The organism is Luteibacter aegosomatissinici (assembly GCF_023078495.1).
Taxonomy (GTDB): Bacteria; Pseudomonadota; Gammaproteobacteria; order Xanthomonadales; family Rhodanobacteraceae; genus Luteibacter; species Luteibacter aegosomatissinici.
This window is the reverse complement of sequence record NZ_CP095742.1, coordinates 718,576-744,949: the sequence shown is the minus strand read 5'-3', so window position 1 is coordinate 744,949 and position 26,374 is coordinate 718,576. Positions and strand designations below refer to the sequence as shown.

The window sequence follows — 26,374 nt, the reverse complement described above, 5'->3', positions numbered from 1 at the left end:
TGAGACACCAAGGGCAGCTAAAACGGAGACGCCCCCATGACGACGCCCCTTCGCCCCCTGCTGCTCGCCGCCGGCCTGGCCCTCGCCCTGCCCTTCACCGCGACCGCCGCGCAGGAAAAAGACAGCCAGGGCGGTACGCCCACCGACGCCGGCTTCTACCAGAACGCCACCGGCGCCAACGTGGCCGAGATCGAGCTGAGCCAACTTGCGCTGAAGCAGGCCTCGTCCGCGAAGGTGAAACAGTTCGCCCAGCACATGGTGGATGACCACACCAAGGCGAACGAGAAGCTGGAAAGCCTGCGCAACGGCGACAAGGGTTACTCGACCACCACCGCGCCGCCGCCGGATGACCAGAAAGACATCAATGCGCTGAAGCTACTCAACGGAAAGGAGTTCGACAGCCAGTACGCGAAGGTGATGGTAGCCGGCCATGAGAAGGCCGTGGCGATGTTCGAGGTGGAGGCCGAGAAGGGCTCCAACCCAGCGATGAAAGCCTTCGCGAAGGAAACGCTGCCAACCATCCGGCAGCACCTGAAGATGGCCAAGGCCCTGCCCAAGTAACGCAGATCTGTAGGAGCCCACCCTGTGGGCGACGCTGTTTGCGAGGAGCCGCGGGTCATGCGGCCTCTTCGTGAAAGCTGTCGCCCACAGGGTGGGCTCCTACGCTGGTCTACGCTGCGGCGAGATGGCGATCAGGCGTTGCGGTTGCTGCCGGAGAGCACGTCGACCCACACGGCCAGCACCAGGATCACGCCCTTGATGATCATCTGCCAGGAGTTGTCGACGTCCATCAGCTGCATGCCGCTATCCAGGCTGGCCATGACCAGGGCGCCGATCAGCGCGCCGTAGACCGTGCCGGAACCGCCACGCATGGAGGTGCCACCGATGAAACAGGCCGAGATGGCATCCAGCTCGCCGCCGGTACCCGCAGAGGGTGAGCCCGAGCCCGTACGGGCCACGGTGATGATGCCGGCGAACGCGCACATCAGGCCCATGATCGCGAACACCACCAGCTTCACACGGCCGACGTTCACGCCCGAAAGGCGGGTCGCCTCCATGTTGCCGCCGACGGCGTAGATGTGGCGGCCGAACACGGTTTGCGTCGAGACATAGGTGAATACCGCGAGCAGCGCCAGAAGGATCATCACCGGGATGGGAATGCCGTTCGCATCATTCAGCATGCGGATGAAGCCAAAGATCACCGCGCCAATCACGACGAGACGGGCGATATCGATCCACAGCGCGGCTTGCTGCAGGCCCAGCTTCGCCCGGCGCATGCGGCGGCGGACCGTGAGGCCAATCATGGCGACGAAGATGATGAGGCCAACCCACTGCGAGAGCGCCACGGGCACAAAGCCCTGGCCCAGTTGCACCAGGTCATCCGGCGCCGGCGCAATCGTGGAACTACCGGTCACGTAGAGCACGATGCCGCGGAAGGCGAGCATGCCACCCAGGCCCACGATAAATGACGGCACCCGCATCTTCGTGACGATGAAGCCGTTGAACGCACCAATCAGCATGCCGAGAACGAGCACCGCGCCGATCGAAGGCCATGTGCCCCAGCCCATGTTCACGGTAAGGATGGCCACCACGCCGCCCAGCAGGCCGAGTTGGGAGCCAATCGAAAGATCGATTTCACCGGCAATGATGATGAACACCATGCCGCACGCGAGCATGCCGGTGATCGCCATCTGCCGGAACAGGTTGGAGAGGTTGTTGGGCGTGATGAACGCCTGGTCCGTCTTCACGTGGAAGAACACCCAGATCACCGCCACCGCGATAAGCAGCGCGAGGATCTTGTACCGGACGAAGAGTTGCTGGACTTTCTGGGACTGCATGGAAGGCTTCCCTGGTAACGCTGTTGAATAGTGGTAAAGGTCAGGCCGCGTGCGCGGGCCCTTCGGCGGCGTGCGAAATCGCGGCAGCGAGGACCTGCTCCTGGGTCAGGCCAACATTCTTGAAATCGCCCCGCAGTTTGCCTTCGCCCACCACGAGCACACGATCGCTCACGCCCAGTACCTCGGGCATTTCGGACGAGACCATGATGATGGCCACGCCCTTGGCGGCCAGCTCGAACATGAGCGTGTAGATGTCGTACTTGGAACCGACATCGACGCCGCGGGTCGGCTCATCGAGGATCAGCACCTTCGGTTCGGGCAACAGCATCTTGGTCAGGACGGCCTTCTGCTGGTTACCGCCCGACAGACCCTGGATCGCGAGCTCGGGGCTCGCCGTCTTCACGCGCAGCCGCTTGATCTCGGCATCGACCACCTGCATTTCGGCCTGGCGATCGATCTGGCCGGCATGCGCGTAGTGCGAGAGGGTGGCAAGGGTGATGTTATCGCCCACCCCTAGGAGGGGAACGATGCCCTGGCGCTTGCGGTCTTCCGGGACCAGCGAAAGGCCGGCCTTGATCGCCTGCTCTGGGTTCTTCACCTTGATCGGCTTGCCTTCAAGGATCAGCTCGGCCTCGTAACGGCCGGGGTATGCGCCGAAGATGGCCGAGACCAGCTCCGTGCGCCCCGCACCCACCAGCCCGGCGATACCCACGATCTCGCCGCGGCGAACTTCAAACGAGATATCGTCCACGCGCTTGCGATTAGGGTTGGCCACATCCCAGCACGTGACGTGCTTCGCCTCGAAGATGACTTCGCCGATGTCGTGTTCCATCTTCGGGAACAGGTTCTCGATTTCGCGCCCCACCATCGCGGTGATGATGGAGTGCGTGGTCATTTCGCTCATCGGCTTGGTGACAATGTGCTTGCCATCGCGAATGACCGTGACGGTATCGCACACGCGCGCCACTTCGTCGAGTTTGTGCGAAATGTAGACGCAGGCGACGCCATCGCGCTTCAGGTCCTCGATGATGGACAGCAACGTGTCCGTCTCGGCCGAGGTGAGCGACGACGAAGGTTCATCCAGGATCAGCAGGCGCGCGTTCTTCACCAGCGCCTTGGCGATCTCGAACAGCTGCTGGTAACCGCCGCCGTAGTTCATCACGGGGGCGGCCACGTTCACATCCTTCAGCTTGAGGCGCGCCAGCAGCGCTTCGGCCTTGGCATACATGGCGTCGTAATCCATGACACCGCCGAACTTGCGGATCTCATTACCGAGGAAGATGTTTTCCGCCACGGAAAGCTGCGGCACCAGCATCAGTTCCTGGTGGATGATGACGATGCCTGCATCTTCGCTGTCACGCACTGAATGTGCCTTCAGCGGCTTGCCATCGAACAGGATCTCGCCTTCCCACGTGCCGTAGGGATACACGCCGGACAACACTTTCATGAGGGTGGACTTGCCGGCGCCATTTTCGCCACACAGGCCCACGCACTCACCCGGCCGCACGGCCAGGTTGATGCCATTGAGCGCGCGCACGCCGGAGAACTCCTTGACGATGTTGCGCATCTCGAACAGGTATTCGCTCACCTTGGAACCTTCCTCATGCATGGCAGCCGCGGCGACGGCCGATGTAGGAGCCCACCCCGTGGGCGACGCTGTCTGCGATGTGTCGCAGGCCCTGATGCCGTTCGCGAAAGGATGTCGCCCACAGGGTGGGCTCCTACGGGGGTGGCGCGATGGGTTTACGGGCCAACCTGCGCCTGGGTGTAGAAGCCATCCTTCACCACCAGGTCGACGTTCTGCTTGGTGAGCAGGGTCGGGGTGAGCAGGATGGTATTCACGTCGATCTTGCCGTTGTTGAGCTTGGAGGTGAAGTTAGGGGTTTCACCCTTGGCGAACTGCACGGCGAGCTCGGCGGCATCGGTGGCGATGGTCTTGATCGGCTTGTACACCGTCATGGTCTGCGTGCCGGCCTTGATGCGCTTGATCGCGGCCAGGTCGGCATCCTGGCCGGAGACGGCCACCTTGCCGGCCAGCTTCTGGCCATTCAGCGCGGCGATGGCGCCACCGGCGGTACCGTCGTTCGATGCCACGATGCCCTGGATATTGTTCTTGTTCGCGGTAAGTGCGTTTTCAATGATGGACTGCGCGTTCGACGCCAGCCATTCATTCGTCCACTGCTGGCCCACGATCTTGATGTCGCCCTTGTCCACCAGCGGCTTCAGCACCTTCATCTGGCCTTCGCGCAGGATCTTCGCGTTGTTATCGGTCGGTGCGCCGCCGAGCAGGAAGTAATTACCCTTCGGCGCGGCATTGACGACGCCCTGCGCCTGCATCTGGCCAACCTTGTCGTTGTCGAACGAGATATACGCATCGACATCGGCATTGAGGATCAGGCGGTCGTAAGAAATCACCTTGATGCCGGCTTTCTTCGCTTCGGCCACGACCGTGGTCAGGGTCTTCGCGTTGAACGGTACGATGACAATGACATCGACCTTGCGCGAGATCAGGTTCTCGATCTGCTGGATCTGCTTTTGCTCATTGGCATCGGCGGACTGGATGGATACGGTGCCACCCTTGGCCTCGACGGCCGCCTTGAAGTAATCACGATCCTTCGTCCAGCGCTCGACGCGGAGATCGTCGATGGAGAAGCCGATGACCGGCTTATCCTTGCTTGCGTGCGCCTGCGGTGCGAAAACGCCTGCGGCCACCATCGATACGGCCAGCAACGTGTGTAGGGCCTTCTGCTTCATGCTGTTCTCCATCTTCTTATGGAATCGCCCTTTCAGGACGGGCGGAAATCGTCGCCACGGGCGGCGTCTAAATACAGCGGCTTGAGTTGCTCGTAGGAGCGGCGGAACAAAGGGTGGCGCGTTTGAAGGAAATAAGCATGACGCGCTGCATCGGGCTCGCGGACCGCCGTGACCGGGGGCATCGGGCAAACCTCGTCCAGCGAGGCCCCCGGCTGCACCGCCAGGCGGGCCAGCCGGGCCGCGCCCAGCGCGGGGCCGACCTCGCCACCGGCACGCAGTACCAGCGGCTTGCCGAGGATGTCGGCAAGCATCTGGGTCCAGTACGCGCTACGCGAACCACCACCGATGACGGTGATTTCCTCCGACACCAGGCCCGTACCTTCGACCGCCAGCAAACCATCGAGCAGGCCGAGGCCGACACCTTCGAGCGCGGCATTGGCCAGATCGGCGCGCGCCGTATCCGGGCCGAGGTTCGTGAACGAGCCGCGGGCGTGTGGATTGTTGTGTGGCGTGCGCTCACCGGTCAGGTAGGGCAGGAAGAGCGGGCCGCCCTTCTTCCACCCGGTGTGCTCCGCGTCGGCCAACAGGGCGGCCACGTCCGGATAACCGGTTAGGCGTCCCGTGAAGTCCAGGCAACTTGCCGCATTGAGCATCACCGACATGAGATGCCAGGTGTCCGGCAACGCATGGCAGAAGCTGTGGACCGCGGTTTCCGGGCTGGAGCGATAGCCATCGGAAACCGCGAAGTACACCCCGGAGGTGCCCAATGAGAGCATGGCCTGGCCATTGCGGACGATGCCCACACCAACGGCGCCGGCAGCGTTATCACCACCGCCGGCCGCGACCGGCACGGTCTTCATGCCCCAGCGATCGGCGAGTTCCTTGCGCAGGCGCCCCGCAGGCTGGCTTCCTTCAAACACCTCCGGCATGTGCGAGCGATCCAGTCCCGTGGCGGCCAGCATGGCGTCGCTCCACTGGCGCTTACGCACATCCAGCCACAGCGTGCCCGCTGCGTCCGAGGCGTCGGTCATGTAGTCGCCGGTGAGCCGAAGGCGCAGGTAATCCTTGGGCAGAAGCACCTTGGCCACGCGGGCGAAGGTCTCCGGCTCGTGCTTGCGCACCCAGGCTAGCTTGGGTGCCGTGAAGCCTGGCATGGCCAGATTGCCGGTGACCTCACGGAAACCAGGCACCTTTTCGAGTTCGGCGCACTCCACATCGGAGCGGCCATCGTTCCAGAGGATGGCCGGCCGCAGGATGTTGTCCGACTTATCGAGCAGCGTGGCGCCGTGCATCTGGCCGGACAGGCCGATGGCGGCGACACGGTGGCCATCCACGCGTTGCAACACATCGCCGACCGCGGCTTCCGTGGCAGACCACCACGCCGCTGGATCCTGCTCCGACCAGCGCGGCCTGGGGTGGGATACGGTGAGCGGGCTGGACGCACTGGCGCGCACGGCGCCAGCGTCGTCGATGAGGACGGCCTTGACCGACGACGTGCCCAGGTCAATGCCGAGGTACAGCGGTGCCGATGCTTCCATGTCGGGTTTCATATCACCCATAGATATAGCGGTTGACGATATTTTCGAGCAACTCCTGGTGGCCGGAAGCGTGCTTCGGGTGCAGGTCGCGCGCGATGGCTTCGTCGGATAGCGAAGCAAGCGTGAAGCCGCCGTTGAGGATCTTCGTACCAAAATCCGCATCCCAGCCCGCGTAGCGCTTCGCCTTCAGTTCGGCCAGGGTGTCCTTTTCGATCATCTTCACCGCACGCTCAAGACCGAGGGCGAGCGTATCGATCGCACCAATATGGCCATGGAAGAGATCGGCGGCCTCGTGGCTCTGGCGGCGCACCTTGGTATCGAAATTGAAACCACCCGTGGTGAAACCACCTGCCTTCAGGATTTCGTAGGTGACCAGGGTCATCTCTTCCACGCTGTTCGGGAACTGGTCGGTATCCCAGCCATTCTGCGGATCGCCACGATTGGCATCGATGGAACCGAACAGGCCAAGCGCAATGGAGGTGGCCACCTCGTGCTGGAACGAATGGCCGGCGAGCGTGGCGTGGTTCGCTTCCAGGTTGGTTTTCACTTCGTTCTCGAGGCCGAAATCCTTGAGGAAGCCGTACACCGTGGCGCTGTCGTAATCGTACTGGTGCTTGGTGGGCTCCTGCGGCTTGGGCTCGATGAGAATGGTGCCCTTGAAGCCGAGCTTGTGCTTATGCTCCACCACCATCTGGAAGAAGCGACCCAGCTGTGCGCGCTCACGCTTCAGGTCGGTATTGAGCAGGGTTTCGTAGCCCTCGCGGCCGCCCCACAGCACATAGTTCTCACCGCCCAGGCGGTGGGTGGCTTCCATGGCGTGGCGCACCTGGGTGGCCGCGTAGGCGAACACGTCCGGCTGCGGGTTGGTGGCGGCGCCTGCAGCATAACGCGGATTGCTGAATACGTTGGCCGTACCCCAAAGCAGCTTGACGCCGGTCTCGGCCTGTTTTTTCTCCAGCACATCGACCATGGCCGCGAAGTTGTTGCGGTACTCGGCCAGACTGTTGCCCTCGGGCGCCACGTCGGTGTCGTGGAACGTGTAGAACGGGGTGCCCAGGCGGGTGAAGAAATCGAATGCGGCATCGGCCTTTTCCCGCGCCTTCGCCATCGGCTCGCCCGCCTGCTGCCAGGGCCGGTCGAACGTGCCCGCGCCAAATACATCAGAGCCAGGCCAGACGAACGTGTGCCAATAGCACACCGCCAGGCGCAGATGCTCGGCCATCGTCTTGCCCAGCAGCTTGCGGTTGGCATCGTAATGATGGAACGCCAGCGGGTTATCGGAACCCGGGCCTTCGAAGGTGATTTTCGGAATGCTGGAGAAGTACGACATAACAATTCCTTGACGAACGTGGGGACGAATCCTACCGATGCTCGCTATCGGGGCGTTTGGGTGCAATTGCGATTTCCATTAACCCCTTCTGCCTTTTTCCTGCCGCGCTGCGTCATGGCCTCCGGGCGCGTTCCCTGCTAGTTTTCTCGTTCATGGCACCGCATCGCATCGCACTGTTGTTCAATGCCAACAAGGTCTATGACCGCCAGGTCATCGCGGGCATTGGGCATTACCTCAACAGCACCCGCGTCGAGTGGGATCTCTTCCTCGAAGAAGATTTCCGCAGCCGCATGCGCGACATCCACCAGTTCAAGGGCGATGGCGTCATTGCCGACTTCGACGACCCGGAGGCCGAGGAGGCGCTGCGCGAGTTGCACATCCCCGTGGTCGCCGTGGGCGGCTCCTACCAGGATCCGACGCATTACCCGGCGGGCGTACCCTACATCGCCACGGACAACGCGCGTCTTGTACGGCTTGCTTACGATCACCTGATCGAGCAGGGGCTGTCTCGCTTTGCCCTCTACGGGATCCCGGCCACCACCAGCAGCCGCTGGGCACAGGAGCGCGAGCATGCGTTCCGGGCCATCGTGGCGGCGGAAAACGTGGAAGGCATCGTGTACGAGGGCTCGCCCACCAGCGCGGGCGGCTGGGGTGAAGCGGTGGAACACCTGGTGGAATGGCTGGCCAGCCTGCCCAAGCCCATCGGCATCATCGCCGTCACCGATGCGCGTGCCCGCCAGCTGCTGCAGGCCTGCGTCATCGGTGGCATTGCGGTCCCGGAGCAGGTGGCGATCGTGGGTATCGATAACGACCCCATGGCGCAGCTGCTGAACCGCATACCGCTGACCTCCGTGATCCAGGGCGCGGAAGAAATGGGCCGCACTGCGGCGCACGTGTTGCACCAGATGCTACGTGGCATGGATTGCTCGACCACCCGCGTAATTGTCCCGCCCGTGGGAATCAACGTGCAGGTATCGAGCCGCTTCCAGCCCATGCGCAGCCCGCACGTCATGCGCGCCAGCCATTACATTCGCCAATACGGTTGCTTGGGCATCAAGACCGAACAGGTCGCCGATTACGTGGGCGTATCGCGCACGGTGCTCGAGGAACACTTCAAGCGCGAGCTGAAGCAGACCGTGCACCAGGCCATCCTGAAGCACAAGCTCGATACGGCCTGCGACCTGATCATCAACGGCGATACCACACTCGCGGATATCGCCATCCGCTGCGGCTTCACGTCGCTGCAATACATGTATGCGGTATTCCGCCGTGAGTATGACTGCACGCCGCGCCAATACCTCGAATCCCACCGCAAGACGGCCACCTCCTGAAGGTCGCCGGCACGGACCGTTCTCCCCGATGCCTATTTCCGAACCCACCGCCTGGGGCACCCTGCCCGACGGACGCTCCCTCCATCGCTGGACGTTGCGCAACGCGCGCGGCGCGCGGGTCGATATCAGCGACCTGGGCGCTACCCTGCTCTCGTGGCAATCACCCGACCGGCAAGGCCAGCTCGGCGAGGTACTGCTGGGCCACCCCGACGCCGCGCACTATCTCTCTGCCAGTGCCTATATGGGCGGTATCGTCGGCCGCTGGGCCAACCGTCTCCGCGGCGGCCGTTTCCAGCTCGATGGGATCGAGCACAAGGTGGACCGCAACGATGGCGACAATCATCTCCACGGCGGCCACGATGGTTTCCACCTGCGGCGCTGGGATGTCGAGCGGGATGGCGACGCACTGTTGTTCCGCCTGGTTTCGGCGGAAGGCGACGGCGGCTTCCCGGGCGAAGTGCGGGTGCAGCTGCGCGTCGCGCTTGACGACGATGGGGCGCTGGAGCTCGATTACGAAGCGACCGCGGACGCGCCAACCCCCTTCAGCGTGACGGCCCATCCCTATTTCAACCTCAACGACCGCCGCCCGGATATTCGCGACCACGTGATCCGCATCGACGCGGAAGAGTTCCTTGCGACGGATGAGCAGGCCATTCCGATCGAGCGCAGGCATGTCTCCGGTACAGCGTTCGATTTCCGCGAAGCGGCGCCTATTGGGTCACGCCTGCACTGGCCGGATGCGCAATTGCGCGTGGCCGGTGGCTTCGATCATTGCTATGTCCCGTACGGCACGGCCCCGGGCACGCCACGCGTGGTCGCCGTGGTCACCGAACCCTCGAGCGGACGCCGTCTCACCGTGGAAACAGACCGCGCGGGGCTTCAGTTCTACAGCGGCCAGAAGCTCACCGGGCAGATGAACCGGGAGGGCCACCCCTATGCGGCGTTCGCCGGGTTCGCCCTTGAGGCACAGGCGTTCCCCGACCAGGTGAATACCCCCCTGGCCGAAGGCGCCATCCTGCGCCCCGGCACCACCTACCGCCAGCTCACCCGCTACCGCCTCGACACCCTGTAGGGCCCGGCTGGCCCCGGGGCCAGCTACAATAGGCGGATGTCTCTCATCCAAATCCTTGGCCTCGACTACAGCGTCGGCGGCCCCCTCCTGCTTGAACAGGTCGATCTTTCGCTCGACCTGGGTGAGCGCGTCTGTATCGTCGGCCGCAACGGCGCTGGCAAATCCACGCTGATGAAGCTCATCGCAGGTGAGCTGAAGCCCGATGATGGGGAGATCCGCCTGCAGGGTGGCACGCGCGTGGCGCGGCTGACCCAGGAAGTGCCGCAGGACACGTCGGGCAGTGTGTTCGATGTGGTGGCCGATGGGCTGGGCGAGCTGGGCCACCTGCTGGCCCGCTATCACCACCTGCTGGAAGAAGGCGACATGGATGGCCTGGGCGATGTCCAGGCGCAGATCGAGGCGAACAATGCCTGGGATCTGGATGCCCGCGTACAAAACGTCATTGAACGCCTGGAACTGCCTGAGCACGCCGATTTCGCCGATCTGTCCGGCGGCATGAAGCGTCGCGTGCTACTGGGCCAGGCCCTGGTCCGCGACCCGAACCTGCTGCTGCTCGATGAGCCCACCAACCACCTGGATATCGAAGCGATCGCGTGGCTGGAAGGCTTCCTGAAGGGCTTTGCCGGCGCCATCGTCTTCATCACCCACGACCGTAGCTTCCTGCGCTCGCTGGCCACGCGCATTGTCGAGATCGACCGCGGCCAGGTGAGCAGCTGGCCGGGCGATTACGATAATTACCTGCGCCGCCGCGAAGAGCGCCTGCACGCCGAGGCCCAGGCCATCGCGCATTTCGATCGCAAGCTGGCCCAGGAAGAAGTGTGGATCCGCCAGGGCATCAAGGCGCGCCGCACCCGCAATGAAGGCCGCGTGCGCGCGCTGAAGGCCATGCGCCGCGAACGCTCGGAACGCCGCGAGGGCACGGGCAACGCCAAGATGACCATGGCCAATGCGCAGGCCTCCGGCCGCAAGGTCGTGGAGACGAAGCATGTCACCCAGGCCTACGATGGCCGCACGCTGATCCGCGATTTCTCGACGACGATCATGCGCGGCGACCGTGTTGGCATCATGGGGCCGAACGGCGCCGGCAAATCCACCCTGCTGAAGATCATGCTGGGCCAGCTCGCCCCGCAGGAAGGCACCGTGGTACTCGGCACGGGCCTGGAGATCGCCTACTTCGACCAGCACCGCATCGCGCTGGACGATCGCCTGAATGCACTGGATAACGTGGCCGAAGGCCGCGAGTACATCGAGCTGAACGGGCAGCGCAAGCACATCATCGGCTACCTGCAGGATTTCCTGTTCTCGCCTGAGCGCGCCCGCGCGCCGATCACCCGCCTGTCGGGCGGCGAACGCAACCGCCTGCTCCTGGCCAAACTGTTCGCGCAACCGTCCAACCTGCTCGTGATGGACGAACCGACCAACGACCTGGATGTCGAAACGCTGGAACTGCTCGAAGAACTGCTGGGCGAATACACCGGCACGCTGCTGCTCGTCTCCCACGATCGCGACTTCATCGATAACGTCGTCACCAGCACGCTGGTGCTTGAAGGCGATGGCGAGATCGGCGAATACGTCGGCGGATACAGCGATTGGCTGCGTCAGAAGCCGATCGTGGCCGCCGCGAAGGCCGCCGCAGCGGCCACCGCCAAGCCGACGCCAGCAGCACCGGCGGCTGCACCGGCACCGACGCCGGCTGCCGCGAAGAAGAAGCTCTCGTTCAAGGAGCAGCGTGAGCTGGACCTGCTGCCTGCGAAGCTGGAAGAGCTGGAAACCGCCATCGCAAAGCGCACCGAAGCGATGAACGATCCGAAGTACTACCAGCAGGATGCCGCTGCGATCACGCGGGGCAATGAAGAGCTGGCAAAGCTGCAGGCCGAACTGGATACGGCGTTTGCGCGGTGGGAAGAGCTGGAGGGGTAACCCTCCAGCCTAGAGCCGGAACACCTCGACGACCCGCGCCAGTTCCGCGGCCTGGTCTTCGAGGCTTTTGGCCGCCGCCGCGGCCTCTTCCACCAGCGCCGAATTCTGCTGGGTGGAATCATCCATGCGCGAGACCGCATGATTGATCTGGCCGATCTGTTCGGACTGTGCGGTGGATGCGCGGCTGATATCGCCCATCAGCTCAGCCACGTCACGGATGCGGCCGATCACCGCCTGCATGTTGTGGCCCGCCTCGGTCACGAGGCCGTGGCCAGCATCCACCTGGGCGACCGACTCGGTAATCAGCGCCTCGATTTCCTTCGCTGCCTTGGCACTGCGTTGCGCGAGGTTGCGCACCTCCTCCGCCACCACTGCAAAGCCCTTACCCTGCTCGCCTGCACGCGCCGCTTCCACGGCGGCATTCAGCGCCAGGATATTCGTCTGGAATGCAATGCCGTTGATGATGCCGATGACATCGGCGATACGCTGGGCTGACGCCTGGATACCGTTCATCGATGCGACGGCTTCGGCCATCGCGCCGGCTTCCTGCTGCACGGCGACGCTGGCACCCTCCGCCAGCGTGCTGGCGCGCGCCGCATTACCCGCGTTGTCGCGTACGGTACGGGTCAGCAGATCGAGGCTCGCCGCCGTCATCTGAAGTTCCGCTGCCTGGCGCTCCGTACGCATGGAAAGATCCGTGTTGCCCGCCGCGATCTCCGAGGTGCTCCCCGCCATGCTGGCCGTCGCCCGCCGCACCGATTGCGCAATCGAGCCCAGGCCATCGCCAATACCATCGATGGCGTTCATGAGCTGGCCAATTTCATCACCACGCGTGGAACCCAGGCGCGCCGTAAGGTCACCTTCGGCCAGGCGGCTGGCGGCCTGGACGGCCGACGAAAGCGGCCGCGTGATCCGCACACGGATCGCGATAAACAGCAGCACGCAAAGTACGGCAATGATGACGAGGCTGCTGCCGATCGCCATGTTGCGCAGGTGGCGTACCGGCGCATAAAGCTCATCCATGTCGACCGTACCGGTCACCATCCAGTGCCACGACGGGTCGGTCTCGTAAACCGCCAGGCGCTCCATGTCGTGCCCACCCACGGCGACGCGATAACGCGTTTCTCCCTTGCCAGCGGACAGCATGCGGCCATAGAACGACTGGCCGTCGGTATCGAGCACCTTCAGCGCCGCGCCATCGGCCTTGCCTTCGGCATCGTTGAGCGCCGGGTCCACGATATACGAGCCATAGCGCTTGCCAGGGCTCGCATCGATCACCGAATAGTGGCCCGTCTCGCCGATGCGGATCGACGAAATCTGCGCCTGCAGCGCGGCCATTTCCTGGCTGATCTCCACGCCGACGAACCATGCACCGATCACGTTGCCAGCCGCGTCACGGATGGGTTCGTAACGGGTGATGTAGGGCTTGTCGAACAGGATCGCCGGGCCACCGTAGCCCTTGCCGGAAAGCAGGAGGGGGAAGGCCGGATGGGCGTGATCGATGGATGTACCCACCGCGCGCGAACCGTCCTGCTTTTTCAGCGAGGTGGTAACGCGGATGAAATCCTGGCCATCGCGCACGAACATGGTGGCGACAACATGGGCCCGGTCGGAGAACTCATCGACCGTCGTGAAATCACCATTGATCGCCTTGCCGCCCATCGCCATGACCGGCACCGTACGGTCACCCATCTTCACCCGCTTCAGGGGATCGACGGCGAGCGTACCCGCAGGAAAATAGCTCTCGAATACGGTGAGGAAGCGGTCGGATTCGGCGAGGAGCGCACCGCTGAAGGTGTTCACCATCGCGATGATGGCGTGGTTGCCGCGGGCCAGGTCATCGCGGGAGCGCGTCTCCAGCTCCCTTGAGACCATGGTCGTGACGAGCAGGGTCAACAAGGCGATGCCAAGCGAGACAATGGCCACGACCAGCAGCGTGAGGCGCGCGCCCACGCTCAGGCCGCGCCAGCGGGCACGACGGAGGGTGTCTTTCATGAGGAACCTGCAGAAAAGGTGACCTGTCGCAATTTATGCGGCATGTAACGTCGTTTTCGGCAGGGTTCGAGCCAGCTTTAGCCGCAAAGCCGCTGAGACTGTGCCGCCGTGTAGGAGCCCACCCTGTGGGCGACGCTGTTCGCGATCGGGCTGCAGGGGCTGCTGCCTGATCGCGAAAAGATGTCGCCCACAGGGTGGGCTCCTACGGGGCGGGGTGCGTCAACCGGTGTTCTGCAGGCCTTGCGACACACCGTTGACGCAGGCAACGAGGGCATTCAACAGCGCATCGTCCTTCCCACCCGTGGCGCGCCAGCGCTTGAGCAGGTCGACCTGGAGCAGGCTCATCGGGTCCACGTACGGGTTGCGCAGGCGGATGGAAGTGGCCAGGCGTGGCTCCCGCTGGAGCAGTTCGTTCGCGCCCTTCAGGCGCAGCACCCACGCTACCGTGCGTTCGAACTCTTCACGCACCTTCGGGAAGAACTTTGCGTGCAACGGTCCGGCCAGTTCAGAGAACGCCTCGGCGATATCGATATCGGCCTTGGCCAGCACCATCTCCACATCATCCAGCATGGTGGCAAAGAAGGCCCACTCCTTCGCCATGCGCCCGAGGGTCTCCTCACCGCATTCCTTCGCCACGGTCTCCAGCGCGCTACCCAGCCCGTACCAGCCGGTGAGCACCGCACGGCACTGCGTCCACGAGAACACCCACGGGATGGCGCGCAGGTCTTCCACGCCCTTCATGCTGCGACGGCGTGCGGGGCGCGAACCGAGCGTCATCCGTTCGATGACATCGATGGGCGTGGCGCCACGGAAGTAGTCGACGAAGCCTTCCATGTCGACGAACGCGCGGTACGCCTTGCGGCTCTCGTCCGAGAGGCGAACCATCACATCCTTCCAGCCCGATTCACGCACTTCCGCCACGCGCGGGCGCAGCGATGCGCGCATGACCGCGCCGAGCGTCTGTTCCAGGTTACGCACGGCGAGGGCACGGATACCGTACTTGCGGTGGATCACCTCGCCCTGCTCGGTCACGCGCAGCACACCGCCCACAGAACCGCGCGGCGAGGCCATGAGTGCAGGGGTAATGCGCGACCCACCGCGGCTGGCGGAACCACCACGGCCGTGGAAAAACGCCACGCGGATGCCGGCCTTCGCCGCCACTTCGAGCAACTCCACCTGGGCGCGCTGCAGGCTCCACTTGGAGGCGACGGTGCCGCCATCCTTGCCGCTATCGGAGTAACCAAGCATCACCCACTGGCGATCACCGCGTGCCTTGAGGTGTGCGCGGTATACCGGGTCATCGAGCAATGCCTGCAGCGTGGCCGGGCCGCCCTTGAGGTCATCGATGGTTTCGAACAGTGGCGCGACATCCAGCGGTACGCGGCCGCCTTCCAGCAGGCCGCCGCGGCGCGCGAGCGCCAACACGGCAAGGACATCGGCCGCGGTCTCGGCCATGCTGATGATGTAGAGGCCCGTGGCCTCGGTGCCGTAGCGCTTGCGCGACTCGGCCAGCGTGGCGAATACGTTGCGCAGCATGCCCGCGGCATCGTGGTCATCCCCCGCGACGAAACTGCGCTCGCCCGCCGCGTAAGGACGCAATGTCTTTACCCGTGCATCGGCCTCGCGATCAGCCCAGCCGGCATCATCAAGCAGCGCGGAAAGCGCTTCGTCATGCACGCGCGCATCCTGGCGCACATCCAGCCGTGCCAGGTGGAAGCCAAACGTGCGCGCCCGCCAGAGCAGCCTGCCGACGGCATAGGCGCCGGCGTGGCGGCCACCGTGGTTCAGCAGGCTCTTCTCCACCAGTGCAATGTCGTCAATGAACTCGCCGGCCGAGGCATAGGCGTCATCGCCTTCATGCAAGGTGGCCTCCAGCCGCTCGGCGACGAAGGTAAGAAACGCGCGGTACGGCATATCCGCGTGGCGCGGGCGGATGCGCGAGGCCGCGGCGGGCATCTGTTCGCGGTAATCGTCCAGGCGGCGACCGAGCTTATCGTCCAGGGACACGCGATCGTCGGTCTGGCTAAGCAGCCGGCCCAGTTCGTTCACACCCTCCACGTAGCGCTCGAGCACCAGCGATCGCTGGGCAGCCAGCGTCGCGGCGATCGTATCGGCATTGACGTTGGGGTTGCCGTCCATGTCGCCACCCACCCACGTGGCGAAGCGCAGGACGCGTGGCACCACCACACCCTCGCTGTAGTGCTCGGCAATCGCCTGTTCCAGCGACTCATACAGGGCCGGCAGTACACGGTAGATCGGCCGGGAAAGATAGAACCCCACGTGGTCGAACTCATCCGAGACGCTGGGCCGTACCGGCGAGGCTTCGGCCGTCTGCCACCCCGCCGAGAGCGCCATCAGGATGCGCGCATCGTCATCGCGCAATTCCTGCGGAGTGCGGGTCGGGTCAAACTCGTCGACAAGGGCGCGGACGATCTCCTGCTCTTTCTCCAGCAGCGAACGGCGCACCGCTTCGGTGGGATGGGCCGTGAACACGGGCTCCACATCGAGCTTGCCCAGCAGCGTGGTCAGCTCCTCGGCGGTCACACCCTCGTTTTTCAGCTGGCCCACCACGGCCGCCAGCGATTCCGGCTGCGGCGCCCCGCCCTCGCGCTGGTAATCGCGGCGACGGCGGATGCGGTGCACGCGCTCGGCGGTATTCACCGCCTGGAAATAGGTGGCGAAGGCCCGGGCCAGCGCCTCGGCGTCGTCGGCGCCCAGCCCCGTCAGGGTGCCGGCCAGGGCATCCACGGCGGCCCCGCTACGGCGGCGGTGGATGGCGGCGGTACGGACCGCCTCCACCCGTTCAAAGAAGGCCTGCCCGCCCTGCTCAGCCAGCATCTGGCCTACCAGGGCGCCAAGGCGGCGTACGTCCTCGCGCAGGGGGCCGTCATGGGGGAGGAATTCGGGATCGCGTGCAGCTTCCATCAGTCACTCAGGTCGGGGGCGAACCCCGAGAGTACATAAAAAAGTGTATTCATCTGATCATCCGGATTCCGCGATATAATCGGCGACTGATCTTGCCCGCCGAGGGGCGCTGCGACCGGAGGGGGTTTTTTGCCCCGATGGCCAGGCTCGGCGCGGTTTCCCGTGCAAACGGCGCCCCCGTAACCATCCGGAGCTACGCCACCATGAACGCTGTCACCAAAGACAACGCCACCCAGGACTTCAAGGTCCGTGATATCTCGCTCGCTGACCTCGGCCGCCGCCGCATCCGCATGGCGGAAGAGGAAATGCCGGGCCTGATGCAGATCCGCGCCCGCTACGCCAAGGAAAAGCCGCTGAAGGGCGTGCGCCTCTCCGGCTCGCTGCATGTCACCAAGGAAACCGCCGTGCTGGCGGAGACCCTGCGCGAGCTGGGCGCTTCGGTTCGCTGGGCCTCGTGCAACATTTTCTCCACCCAGGATGACGTCGCTGCCGCCCTGGCCGCCGGCGGCCTGCCGGTGTTTGCCTGGAAGGGCGAATCGCTGGAGGAATATTGGGACTGCACGCTCGACATGCTGACCCACCCGGGTGAGCTCGGCCCGCAGCTCATCGTGGACGACGGTGGCGACGCCACCCTGTTCATCCACAAGGGCGTGGAGCTGGAAGACGGTTCCGACTGGGTGAACACCCCCAGCGGCAACCACGAAGAGCAGGTCATCAAGGATCTGGTCAAGAAGACCGCCGCCGCCCGTCCCGGCTGGTTCAAGAAGATCGCCGCCGAGTGGAAGGGCGTTTCGGAAGAGACCACCACCGGCGTGCACCGTCTGTACCAGCTGGCCGAAGCCGGCAAGTTGCTGGTCCCGGCCATCAACGTCAACGACTCGGTCACAAAGTCGAAGTTCGACAACCTCTACGGCTGCCGCGAATCGCTGGCTGACGGCATCAAGCGTGCGACCGACCTGATGGTCGCCGGCAAGGTCGCCGTGGTCTGCGGTTACGGTGATGTGGGCAAGGGTTGCGCGCACTCGCTGAAGGGCTTCGGCGCTCGCGTGATCGTGACCGAGATCGACCCGATCAACGCCCTGCAGGCCGCGATGGAAGGCTTCCAGGTCACCACGATCGAAGAGACCCTCGGCCTCGGCGATATCTACGTGACCACCACGGGCAACAAGGACATCATCACGCTGGAACACATGGCGAAGATGAAGAACAACGCCCTGGTCTGCAACATCGGCCACTTCGATAACGAGATCCAGATGGATCGCCTGAACGCATCGAAGGATGCGACCCGCGAGAACATCAAGCCGCAGGTGGATCGCTACACCTTCGCTTCGACCGGCAACAGCATCTACATGCTGGCCGAAGGCCGCCTGGTGAACCTCGGCTGCGCCCACGGCCACCCGAGCTTCGTCATGTCGAACAGCTTCTCGAACCAGACCCTCGCCCAGCTCGACCTGTGGGCGAACAAGGACAAGTACGAGAACACCGTGTACCGCCTGCCGAAGAAGCTGGACGAGGAAGTGGCGCGCCTGCACCTGGAGCAGATCGGCGTGAAGCTCACCGTGCTGACCCAGGACCAGGCCGATTACATCGGCGTGCCGGTGGAAGGCCCGTACAAGCCGGATCATTACCGCTACTGATCAGCGGTGGTTCTGCGGTAACGAAGGAGGCGCCCGATGAGGGCGCCTCTTTTTTTTGCGTCAGGTATTCCTCGTCAACGGCGATTGTTCAAATGCGACAGGCTGCCCGCTTTCACCACACAGGTGCCCTGTGATTCCCGTGGCCAGCACCTGATTGCCCATGCGCACCTCCACGCGCGCCGCATCGACGCAACGCCCGTTGTCATACACATCGCCCGATACCCAGCGCAGCGATGCCCGCGCGCTCGCGCCCGGTTCCAGCCGCAACGGCACCACCACCGGACCTGGGTGCATCCCCACGGGCGCCTGCCGTTTCATCGGCAGCACCAAGCCCTTCGCATCCTTCATCGATACCGATGGCAAGCCGAGCAGCGTGCAGGCCTGCCCGCTCTTGTTGGTCAGCACCAGGTACGTGCCAGCGTGGGACATGCCGTTGAGATCGCCACCGCGGTCATCGGTAGCCAGCGTGATCATCTCGGCCGTACACGGCGGGACGTTGGGCGTGAATGCGGGCATGGCGCGGTCTCCGGAGCGGGAAATAGGCACGCACCATCTTGCCCGAACTGCGTGAACCCGTAATTAGCCATCTTTCCATCTGGATGGAAAGATATATACTCAGCGTATCGCTTCCAGGTGCTAACCCATGCCCGCTGTCAGCTTCGAATTCTTCCCGCCCAAGACCGACGAACAGCGCGACCAGCTGGACAAGGCCGTTGAACGGTTGAAGGACCACTCGCCCGACTACGTCTCGGTGACGTTCGGCGCCGGTGGTTCGACGCTCAGCTACACCGGCGACACCGTGAAGCGCCTGCGCGCCACCCACGGCCTTTCGGTGGCCCCCCACCTCTCCTGCATGGGCGGCACGAAAGCCGAGATCCGTGCCCTGCTGGACGAGTACAAGGAACGCGGCTGCCGGCGCATCGTGGCGCTGCGCGGCGACCTGCCCTCCGGTATGGCCACCCCGGGCGATTTCCGCTACGCCGCCGAGCTGGTCGCCTACATCCGCGAGCACAGCGGGGATCACTTCCACATCGAAGTGGCCGCTTACCCCGAGACCCACCCGCAGGCCGAGAACGCGCTGGACGACCTGCGCCACTTCAAGGCCAAGTGCGATGCCGGCGCCAATGGGGCGATCACCCAGTACTTCTTCAACCCCGACGCCTACTTCCGCTTCGTGGATGACGTGACCCGGTTGGGCGTAAATCTGCCCATCGTCCCGGGCATCATGCCCATCGCCAACTTCAGCCAGCTGCGCCGGTTCTCCGAACAGTGCGGCGCGGAGATCCCCCGTTGGATCGTCAAGCGCATGCAGGCGCATGGGGACGATGCGGCCGCGGTCCGCGAACTGGGCGCCGATGTGGTGGCCGAGCTGTGCCGCCGCCTGCTCGATGGCGGCGCCCCCGGCCTGCACTTCTATACGATCAACCGGGCCCGGGCGACCACGGCGGTGCTTGAGCGTCTGGCGTGAACGCGTGATGGCAAACGTGCGCGCCGTCACCATGCGCTAAGCCACGGTCGCGGATGATGGCGCCTCCTGTGCCACCAAAGCGCCCTCCCGTGATCCGCGCCACCCTCCTGCTCATCTCGCTCTTGCTGCTGTTCGCCGCCACCCCCGCTGCCGCACAGACCGAGGTCCACCGCTGCGTGGGCAAGGACGGCGGCCCGGTGTACACGGACCAGCCCTGCACCAACCTGGGCGCGCGCTCGATCGCACCCCCATCCGCCTCCAGCACGGCTGCCCCCGAAGGCTCGGCGCCTTCCACCGGGCTGCTCTGCGCCCAGGACATGGCGACCCTGCGCGTGGCGGTCGCCCAGGCCTTCAACCGCCGCGATGCCAACCGCATCGGTGGACTCACCCTGTGGACTGGGTACGGCAGTGGCGGGGCGGTCGACAACATCCGCAGCCTGGATAGCGTGGTGAAGCAGACCCTGCTCTCGCTGGAGGGCGACGAGGCCGATGGCATTGATGCCGTCACCCGGATCCCCGGTGCCGGGGAAGCCTCGCACCACGTACATTTCGGCGTTGTCCGCGAATCGGGCTGCCTCTGGCTGCGGCCGCCCGCGTAAGACCGGATGGCGCGGCGCGCCATGTGAACCCCCTCCCCAACCGTTATCATGGGCGGTCCCCTCCGGAGCGCTCCCATGTCGCAGAACTACCCTGAATGGATCTGGCAGAACGGGCAGATCAAGCCCTGGCGCGATGCCACCGCGCACGTCATGTCCCACGCCCTTCATTACGGCTCGTCCGTCTTCGAAGGTATCCGCAGCTACGAGACGCCGGATGGCGCGGCGATCTTTCGCCTCACCGACCACCTGAAGCGCCTGTTCCTGTCGGCCAAGATCTACGACATGGAACTGCCGTACACCCTCGATGAGCTGGCGGAAGCCTGCCGCGCGGTGATCAAGAAGAACGAGCAGCGCGCTTCGTACCTGCGCCCGGTGGCCTACCGTGGCCTGGGCGGCTTTGGCCTTTCTGCCGAAACCCCGATCGACGTAGCCGTGGCCACGTGGCCGATGGGCCCGTACCTCGGTCCCGAGGCCCTCGAGAACGGTATCGATGCGTGCGTGTCGAGCTGGCAGCGTTTCGCCCCCAACACCATCCCGGCGGGCGCCAAGGCCGGCGGCAACTACCTCTCCGGCCAGCTGATCGCGCGTGAGGCGCGCCGCCTTGGTTTCGGCGAGGGCATCGCCCTGGCCTCCACTGGCCTGCTGAGCGAAGGTGCCGGCGAGAACCTGTTCCTCGTGTTCGACGGCGCGCTGCACACCACGCCCGCCAGCGCATCGATCCTCACCGGTATCACCCGCCACACGCTCATCACGCTGGCGCGCGAGGAAGGCATCGAGGTCATCGAGCGTGACCTGCCGCGCGAGTACCTGTACCTCGCCGATGAGATCCTGATGTGCGGTACCGCCGCCGAAGTGACCCCGATCCGCTCGGTGGACAGCAAGAAGGTCGGCACCGGCAAGGCTGGCCCGATCACCCGCCGCCTGCAGGAACTGTACTTCGGCCTGTTCAACGGCAAGACCCAGGACCGCTGGGGCTGGCTCGAACCGGTCTAAAGCCCCACTTGTAGGAGCGTGCTTGCACGCGATGGGGCTTGCGGCACGCCCCATCGCGCGAGCGCGCTCCTACATGTACCTATTAGTTGCAGAACCCGTTGGGGTAGCTGGACGACTTGTACGCGTAGAGCCAGCTGGTCTTGCCGCCATCGTTGGCGATGTTCCAGTTGTTGCCGATCGAGCCGATGGCCTGGTTCAACACCTGCGAGCGCTGCAGCACCGGCGTGGTGAAGTACTTGTCTTCGTCTGCTTCCACGCGGAACGACAGCTCGGCCAGCGTCGGCGTCGTCGCGCCATCCACGTACCACAACGTCAGCGTGAACTCGGCGATCGACTGGCCCAGGTCCGAGGTGGGGCCATCGTATTCCTGCTGGGTCACGGTCACGCCAGCCACCTTCGACAGCGCGCTGCCGGAGATGTCGGACAGAGCCGACGCACCCGGGAACTGCTTGATGAGGTCCGCCACCGTCGAGGGCGTCGTGGTCGCATCCTGCTTGGTCGAGTGCGCCAGCACCAGGTTGCCCGGCGTCACATCCGTTTCAAGCTTGGTTTCCTTGTTCTTGCCAGCACCCGAGACATCGGTCCAGTACGAAAGCTCTTCATCCGCGTGGCGGAACTTGAACTGGATATCCGAATGGTCACCCGCACGCGTACGCACCGAGTAACCGCGGCTCATCAGCTGGCAGGTGTGCGGCGTATCGATATAGGTGAGCGTATCGCGATCACCCGCACTGAAGCTGCCAGCAATCGTCTTGTCGAAGCCGAGCGTGGAAAGCCGTGCGGAGAGGTTGCTCAGCAGCGTGGCCGCGGCGCTGGAAGGATTCGACGCAAAGCGCGAGGGATCGATGAGCGCCTTGTATTCCTTGCTATCCACATACGCCGGCGAGTTGGCGTGTACAGAGGCAGCGCCAAGCAACAGCGCGACAGCAACCAGGGATGACAGCTTACGTTTCATCATGCGCGAAACCCTTCTAGTGGTGGGGGGCGGTGGTGGAACGCATGCCCGGCAAGGTGAGCCGGTACACGAGGATGCGGTTGTCGTTATCGATGGGCGAATCGCAGGCCTGGCCTTCCATCACGCAGTGCTTCGCGATGAAGTCGTTGTCGTTGCCGACCAGAAGGAACCAGTCGTCCGGATGGCCTGGATCCAATGCGGGGAGAAGGTCCATCGCCTCCCATTTCTCTGAAAGCTGGGCCAGGCCTTCGTGGCCCGGCTCGAGTGCCAGCCCAGCGCGTGCAAGGTCACGGGGATCGAGCATGTTCACCAGCGGCTTCCAGGCTGCGGTGTGGATGTCGGCGCGCAAGGCACCGTCACGGCCGATCACCGGTGTCGCTCCGGTCTCATAGCGCGAGCCGGCAAGGTTCGTTGCACCGTCGGTATCGACGATGACCACACTCTTGAACACGATCGGCTTGCCACCTTCCGCGCCCCAGCCGCTGCCATCACGCGACAGCATGATGAAGCGGTGGTTATCCAGCACGCGGATCTCGCTCTGGGCCGCGGTGCGATTGGGCGCGCCACCCGCACCACGATCGTCATAGGTGGGCAGCTGCACGACGTAGTGCCCCACCGGCTTTGACGGAACGTTGCGTCGCGAGACGTCGTAAACGAGGACGCGGGTCAGCGCACGGCCCGAGGCCTCGGCGCCGGACGAATCCTGCAGCAACGCGCTTTGCAGCATCACGAACAACCGGCTGCCATCAGGCGAAAGCGCCATGCCCTCTACGCCCTGGTTATTGCGGCGGCCGGTCGCGGGCGGCTTCAACGACGTGAAGTAGGGCTTGCCATCCTTGTCGACAGGGCGCACGGCATTCGGCGGGACAAGCACGCCATTGAGCTTGCCCTTTGCGTCGAAACGATAGACGTTCGCGGCGTACTCATCGCCGATGTAGAAACCACCGCCGGGGATGAACTGGAGCGATTCGGCATCGAGAGAAATCTTGCCGACGCCGATACCGGTAGCGGGCGCAGGAAGAACGACGTCGCGCTGGGTCAGTGTGCCCGCGCCAGGCTCGGCACCGGTGAATGGCTTGCCGGTGAAATCCTTCAGTTCGATGCCGCCATCGGGCGTCAATGTGACCGTGCCGAAGCTCCGCCTGGGCGACACCGTCATGCTGAACCGAATCCGATTCACCCGCCCGGCGTAATCGAAGAACAGGTTGTGCTCAGGATCGTTCCGCCCGCGATCGGGCAGCGTCCACAACACGCCGCTGTACGTATCCCCTTCCCGCTTCCACGTGCCAGGCTCAATCGCGAGCGACGAGAACGAGCCCAGCGTATCGCCCAGGAAATCGATGGTCGCCGCCGGCAGTGAACCGGCGGCGACCAATCCCTGGTCGACGTACGTCGTACCACCCACCTCGACGCTACGTGGCAGCGCCGAGGTGATGATGTCCGGATGACGCACCTCGAGGGACTGCGCGGCGGCGCACCCTGCCAGGCACGCCGCGATGAGCCCCGCGAGACGCGCGCGCATCAGAACCGGACATCCAGGTTGGCGAAGTACTGGCGCGGCGCCGAGGCGTGGAACACGTAAATCGTGCCGGTCGGGTCGCTGGGCGCGAACACGCTGGAATCGAAGTTGCTGGCGTAGCGCTTGTCGCCCAGGTTGGTAACGTTCACCGAAAGGCGGATGTCCTTGGCGAACCAGGCCGAGCCGAAGTCGTAGCCGCCGGATACGTCCCACACGGTGAAGCCGCCGAAGCCGCGATCGTTCGTGTACGTGTAGTAGCGCTTGCCGGTGTACTTGCCACGCAGCGAGGCAAACCAGGGCCCCTGGTTCCAATCGATCTGCGTGGCGAACATCTTGGTTGGCGTATCGGTCTGGATCTTGCCCTTCGTGTACTGCACCACACCGGCCTGGGTGTAATTGCTGGCATACGTGGAGCGGTTGTACGACGCGGAGTTGAACCAGCGCAGGCTATCGATCGGCGACCACACCAGGGTCAGCTCCACACCGTGGCTATCCACGCCACCCACGTTGTAGAAGCGGTTACCGCAGGTCGGGCCGACCGGGCTACGAGAGTCGCACGGGTTGTACTGCAGCAGGCGGTTGTCGAAACGCACCTTGTACGCAGCCGCCGATGCGGCGATGGTGCCAACTTCAAGGCGGTAACCCGCCTCAAGGCTGCGCGACTTCTCAGGCTTGAGCGAGCCTTGCGAATCCCAGGTGGCCTGGCTCACCGCCTGCGGACCGAGCTTGAAACCACCCTGGAACATGGCGATGTTCTTGGCGAAGCTGGCAAACACTTCCTGGGTGTCATCCAGCTTGTAGCGAACGCCTGCCTGCGGCAGCAACGCCTTGCTGGCACTGAGCTTGCCCGTGGCGAACTGGTTGTTCGAGTTCGCGGGGATAGGCTTCACCGCATCACCCGGCAACGCCGTGGCATCGGAGGTGACGTGCGGGCTTTTCACACCCACATCCACCGTAAGGCGGTTATCCAGGAAATTCATGGTGTCCTGCAGGAACGCCTGGCGGGTGTTCCACACGGTGCGCTGGTCGAATACACCCAGGTCAGGCGTGGCATCGATCGGCGCGCTCAGGTCACGCGGGCCGGTGACGTAGCTGCTGTAGCGCGATGCGGACGAGATGTTGTGCTCGTACCAGACACCGCCTTCGATGTGGTGGTTATCGAGATCCCAGCCAGCGGAAAGCAGCGCGCCGCTGCGGTTGATCGTGTACAGCGTGTTGCGGAAGATGATCGGTAGCTGCTGCGGCGTGCCCGGGTAGGAATAGGTGCCGCTGTTCCAGTTGTGGCCTTCGCCCGCATCCTCATGGTGGTACACCATCGCGTGGATGGTCACCGCATCGCTGGGAAAGAAATCGCCCGCCAGGTAGTACAGGTCGTCATTACGCAGGATCTGGCCGGCCGTGAAGGCGCCATCGGCATCGGTATCGGCACCCGAGCGGTCGCAGAGCTTCGCGTTGAACGTGCCGGCGTTGCAATACGCCTTGCCGATCGCCTTGTTCCAGTCCGGCGCCGAACCGCCCCAGTCCCAACCGAGACCGCGGGCCATCTCACTCTTCGACAGGTAGAAATAATCCGCCTGCGAGGTACGGGAGGTGTCGGCGAACCCAGTGATACGCGCCCAGTCGAAATCCCACACGGCCTTGCCATTGAACTGCTTGGTGGTGGACTTGTTGTAGGCGGACTGGTTGTTCCACAGGTCCGATTCGGTGCGCGCACCGGACAGGTACATGGAAAAGCCGTTGTATTCGCCCGTGTCGAAGCGCGCGAACGTGCGGCGATTCTGGTCGCTGCCGAACGTCTGCACCACGCGGCCGCCCATCGTCTTCAGCGGATCATTGGACGTGTAGGCAATCGTGCCGCCGAGGTTGCTGGTCGAGGGCGTGCCGAGGTTGCCGATGCCTTCGGAGAGCTCCGCGCCCGCGAAATTCTCGGAGATCAGCGCGCGGTTGATCGAGAGGCCGTTGTAGTTGTTGTAGGCGCTATCGCCAAGCGGCATGCCGTCGAGCGTGTAACCCAGGCGCGTGCCGCTGAACCCACGCAGGCTCAGCGTCATGGATTGTTCGTTGGAGCCCAGCGCATCGACGGACTGCGCGTTCACGCCGGGGAGCGTGTTCAGCACTTTCTGCAGGCTGGTGCCTGGCGGCAACGCCTTCTGGTCCTGGGGGCGCGAGCGCTGCACCTGGCGCGATTCGCCGGTACCGATCACCGACACGGCATCGAGATCCTGGGCCTTCTCGCGCTTGCTCGCTGTGCTGGTATCCGCCGTATCGGTGGCCACCGTGTCCGTCGCATGCACGACGGGAGAGAGGACCAGGGCAAGCGCCGTGGCCAGGAGGGTCTGCTTCAACAAGGGCCTGCATCCTTTCATCGCAGGCGCGTGGCAGCCAGCCTCCCCTGAGGCGACCCATCACGCGCCGTAAGAGCCTGCGATAGTCGGACGTCTAAATGAAATCTTGATGACAGGTGAGACTACAGCGTTTGAAACTGTGTGCTCCGGCGCGA

19 protein-coding genes and 1 riboswitch are annotated in these 26,374 nt (G+C 64.3%); of the genes, 8 read left to right on the top strand and 11 right to left on the bottom strand.

The genetic code is table 11. From position 1 onward, the window contains the following. Positions 1-36 precede the first annotated feature (36 nt). Positions 37-561, top strand: coding sequence for a DUF4142 domain-containing protein (locus tag L2Y97_RS03265; RefSeq protein ID WP_247432921.1), 525 nt, complete (start codon positions 37-39; stop codon positions 559-561). Between the two features lie 131 nt (positions 562-692). On the opposite strand, the gene L2Y97_RS03260 is transcribed toward L2Y97_RS03265, so the two are convergent. The 5 genes from L2Y97_RS03260 to xylA form a co-directional block, all read right to left on the bottom strand. Then, entirely contained in the window at positions 693-1,838 is a 1,146-nt protein-coding gene (locus L2Y97_RS03260; RefSeq protein ID WP_247432919.1) for a sugar ABC transporter permease, read from the bottom strand. Between the two features lie 40 nt (positions 1,839-1,878). Further along, the gene (locus L2Y97_RS03255; RefSeq protein WP_247432917.1) at positions 1,879-3,447 is read right to left on the bottom strand and encodes a xylose ABC transporter ATP-binding protein; all 1,569 of its coding nucleotides are present in this window, start codon (positions 3,445-3,447) and stop codon (positions 1,879-1,881) included. Between the two features lie 134 nt (positions 3,448-3,581). Further along, on the bottom strand, positions 3,582-4,592 hold the full coding sequence (xylF, locus tag L2Y97_RS03250) for a D-xylose ABC transporter substrate-binding protein (protein WP_247432915.1): 1,011 nt from the start codon (positions 4,590-4,592) through the stop codon (positions 3,582-3,584). A gap of 32 nt (positions 4,593-4,624) precedes the next feature. Then, positions 4,625-6,130, bottom strand: coding sequence for a xylulokinase (xylB, locus tag L2Y97_RS03245; protein WP_343218387.1), 1,506 nt, complete (start codon positions 6,128-6,130; stop codon positions 4,625-4,627). Positions 6,131-6,143: 13 nt separating this feature from the next. Then, entirely contained in the window at positions 6,144-7,460 is a 1,317-nt protein-coding gene (gene xylA / locus L2Y97_RS03240; RefSeq protein WP_247432913.1) for a xylose isomerase, read from the bottom strand. A gap of 152 nt (positions 7,461-7,612) precedes the next feature. On the opposite strand from xylA, the gene L2Y97_RS03235 reads away from it, so the two are divergent. From L2Y97_RS03235 to L2Y97_RS03225, 3 genes are read left to right on the top strand one after another with little or no spacing between them, the layout of a single operon-like run. Continuing rightward, positions 7,613-8,791, top strand: coding sequence for a XylR family transcriptional regulator (locus L2Y97_RS03235; RefSeq protein WP_247432912.1), 1,179 nt, complete (start codon positions 7,613-7,615; stop codon positions 8,789-8,791). A gap of 28 nt (positions 8,792-8,819) precedes the next feature. Then, a complete protein-coding gene (locus tag L2Y97_RS03230; RefSeq protein ID WP_247432910.1) occupies positions 8,820-9,863 on the top strand; it encodes an aldose epimerase family protein in 1,044 nt (347 codons plus the stop codon). A 36-nt stretch (positions 9,864-9,899) separates the two neighbouring features. Continuing rightward, positions 9,900-11,783, top strand: coding sequence for an ATP-binding cassette domain-containing protein (locus tag L2Y97_RS03225; protein ID WP_247432908.1), 1,884 nt, complete (start codon positions 9,900-9,902; stop codon positions 11,781-11,783). A 9-nt stretch (positions 11,784-11,792) separates the two neighbouring features. Here the strand turns inward: L2Y97_RS03225 and L2Y97_RS03220 are convergent, their stop codons facing one another. Together L2Y97_RS03220 and ppc are read right to left on the bottom strand one after the other, a co-directional pair. Beyond that, a complete protein-coding gene (locus L2Y97_RS03220; protein WP_247432906.1) occupies positions 11,793-13,778 on the bottom strand; it encodes a methyl-accepting chemotaxis protein in 1,986 nt (661 codons plus the stop codon). Between the two features lie 219 nt (positions 13,779-13,997). Next, positions 13,998-16,703 carry a phosphoenolpyruvate carboxylase gene (gene ppc / locus L2Y97_RS03215; RefSeq protein ID WP_247432903.1) on the bottom strand — a complete coding sequence of 902 codons (2,706 nt, stop codon included), beginning with the start codon at positions 16,701-16,703 and terminating at the stop codon, positions 13,998-14,000. Positions 16,704-16,798: 95 nt separating this feature from the next. Next, positions 16,799-16,887, top strand: a riboswitch (S-adenosyl-L-homocysteine riboswitch). Positions 16,888-16,906: 19 nt separating this feature from the next. On the opposite strand from ppc, the gene ahcY reads away from it, so the two are divergent. Next, positions 16,907-18,340, top strand: coding sequence for an adenosylhomocysteinase (gene ahcY, locus L2Y97_RS03210; RefSeq protein WP_247432900.1), 1,434 nt, complete (start codon positions 16,907-16,909; stop codon positions 18,338-18,340). 60 nt (positions 18,341-18,400) lie between these two features. Here ahcY and L2Y97_RS03205 read toward each other — a convergent pair whose 3' ends face one another. Beyond that, a complete protein-coding gene (locus L2Y97_RS03205) occupies positions 18,401-18,856 on the bottom strand; it encodes a DUF4232 domain-containing protein (RefSeq protein WP_247432897.1) in 456 nt (151 codons plus the stop codon). A gap of 127 nt (positions 18,857-18,983) precedes the next feature. Here L2Y97_RS03205 and metF point away from each other — a divergent pair, with 127 nt between their 5' ends. The 3 genes from metF (at position 18,984) to L2Y97_RS03190 (ending at position 21,400) form a co-directional block, all read left to right on the top strand. After that, positions 18,984-19,808 (top strand): methylenetetrahydrofolate reductase [NAD(P)H], encoded by an 825-nt coding sequence (metF, locus tag L2Y97_RS03200; RefSeq protein WP_247432895.1) that lies wholly within the window; start codon positions 18,984-18,986, stop codon positions 19,806-19,808. 89 nt (positions 19,809-19,897) lie between these two features. Beyond that, entirely contained in the window at positions 19,898-20,407 is a 510-nt protein-coding gene (locus L2Y97_RS03195) for a DUF4124 domain-containing protein (RefSeq protein ID WP_247432892.1), read from the top strand. A gap of 75 nt (positions 20,408-20,482) precedes the next feature. Next, on the top strand, positions 20,483-21,400 hold the full coding sequence (locus tag L2Y97_RS03190) for a branched-chain amino acid transaminase (protein ID WP_247432889.1): 918 nt from the start codon (positions 20,483-20,485) through the stop codon (positions 21,398-21,400). Positions 21,401-21,482: 82 nt separating this feature from the next. Here the strand turns inward: L2Y97_RS03190 and L2Y97_RS03185 are convergent, their stop codons facing one another. The 3 genes from L2Y97_RS03185 to L2Y97_RS03175 are packed head-to-tail and all read right to left on the bottom strand — an operon-like array spanning position 21,483 to position 26,240. Next, positions 21,483-22,358, bottom strand: coding sequence for a hypothetical protein (locus L2Y97_RS03185; protein WP_247432886.1), 876 nt, complete (start codon positions 22,356-22,358; stop codon positions 21,483-21,485). A gap of 13 nt (positions 22,359-22,371) precedes the next feature. After that, positions 22,372-23,877 (bottom strand): esterase-like activity of phytase family protein, encoded by a 1,506-nt coding sequence (locus L2Y97_RS03180; RefSeq protein ID WP_247432883.1) that lies wholly within the window; start codon positions 23,875-23,877, stop codon positions 22,372-22,374. Next, complete coding sequence (locus L2Y97_RS03175; RefSeq protein WP_247432880.1) at positions 23,877-26,240, bottom strand: TonB-dependent receptor; 2,364 nt, start codon at positions 26,238-26,240, stop codon at positions 23,877-23,879. The genes L2Y97_RS03180 and L2Y97_RS03175 overlap by 1 nt, the downstream gene beginning before the upstream one ends. Positions 26,241-26,374: the final 134 nt, after the last annotated feature.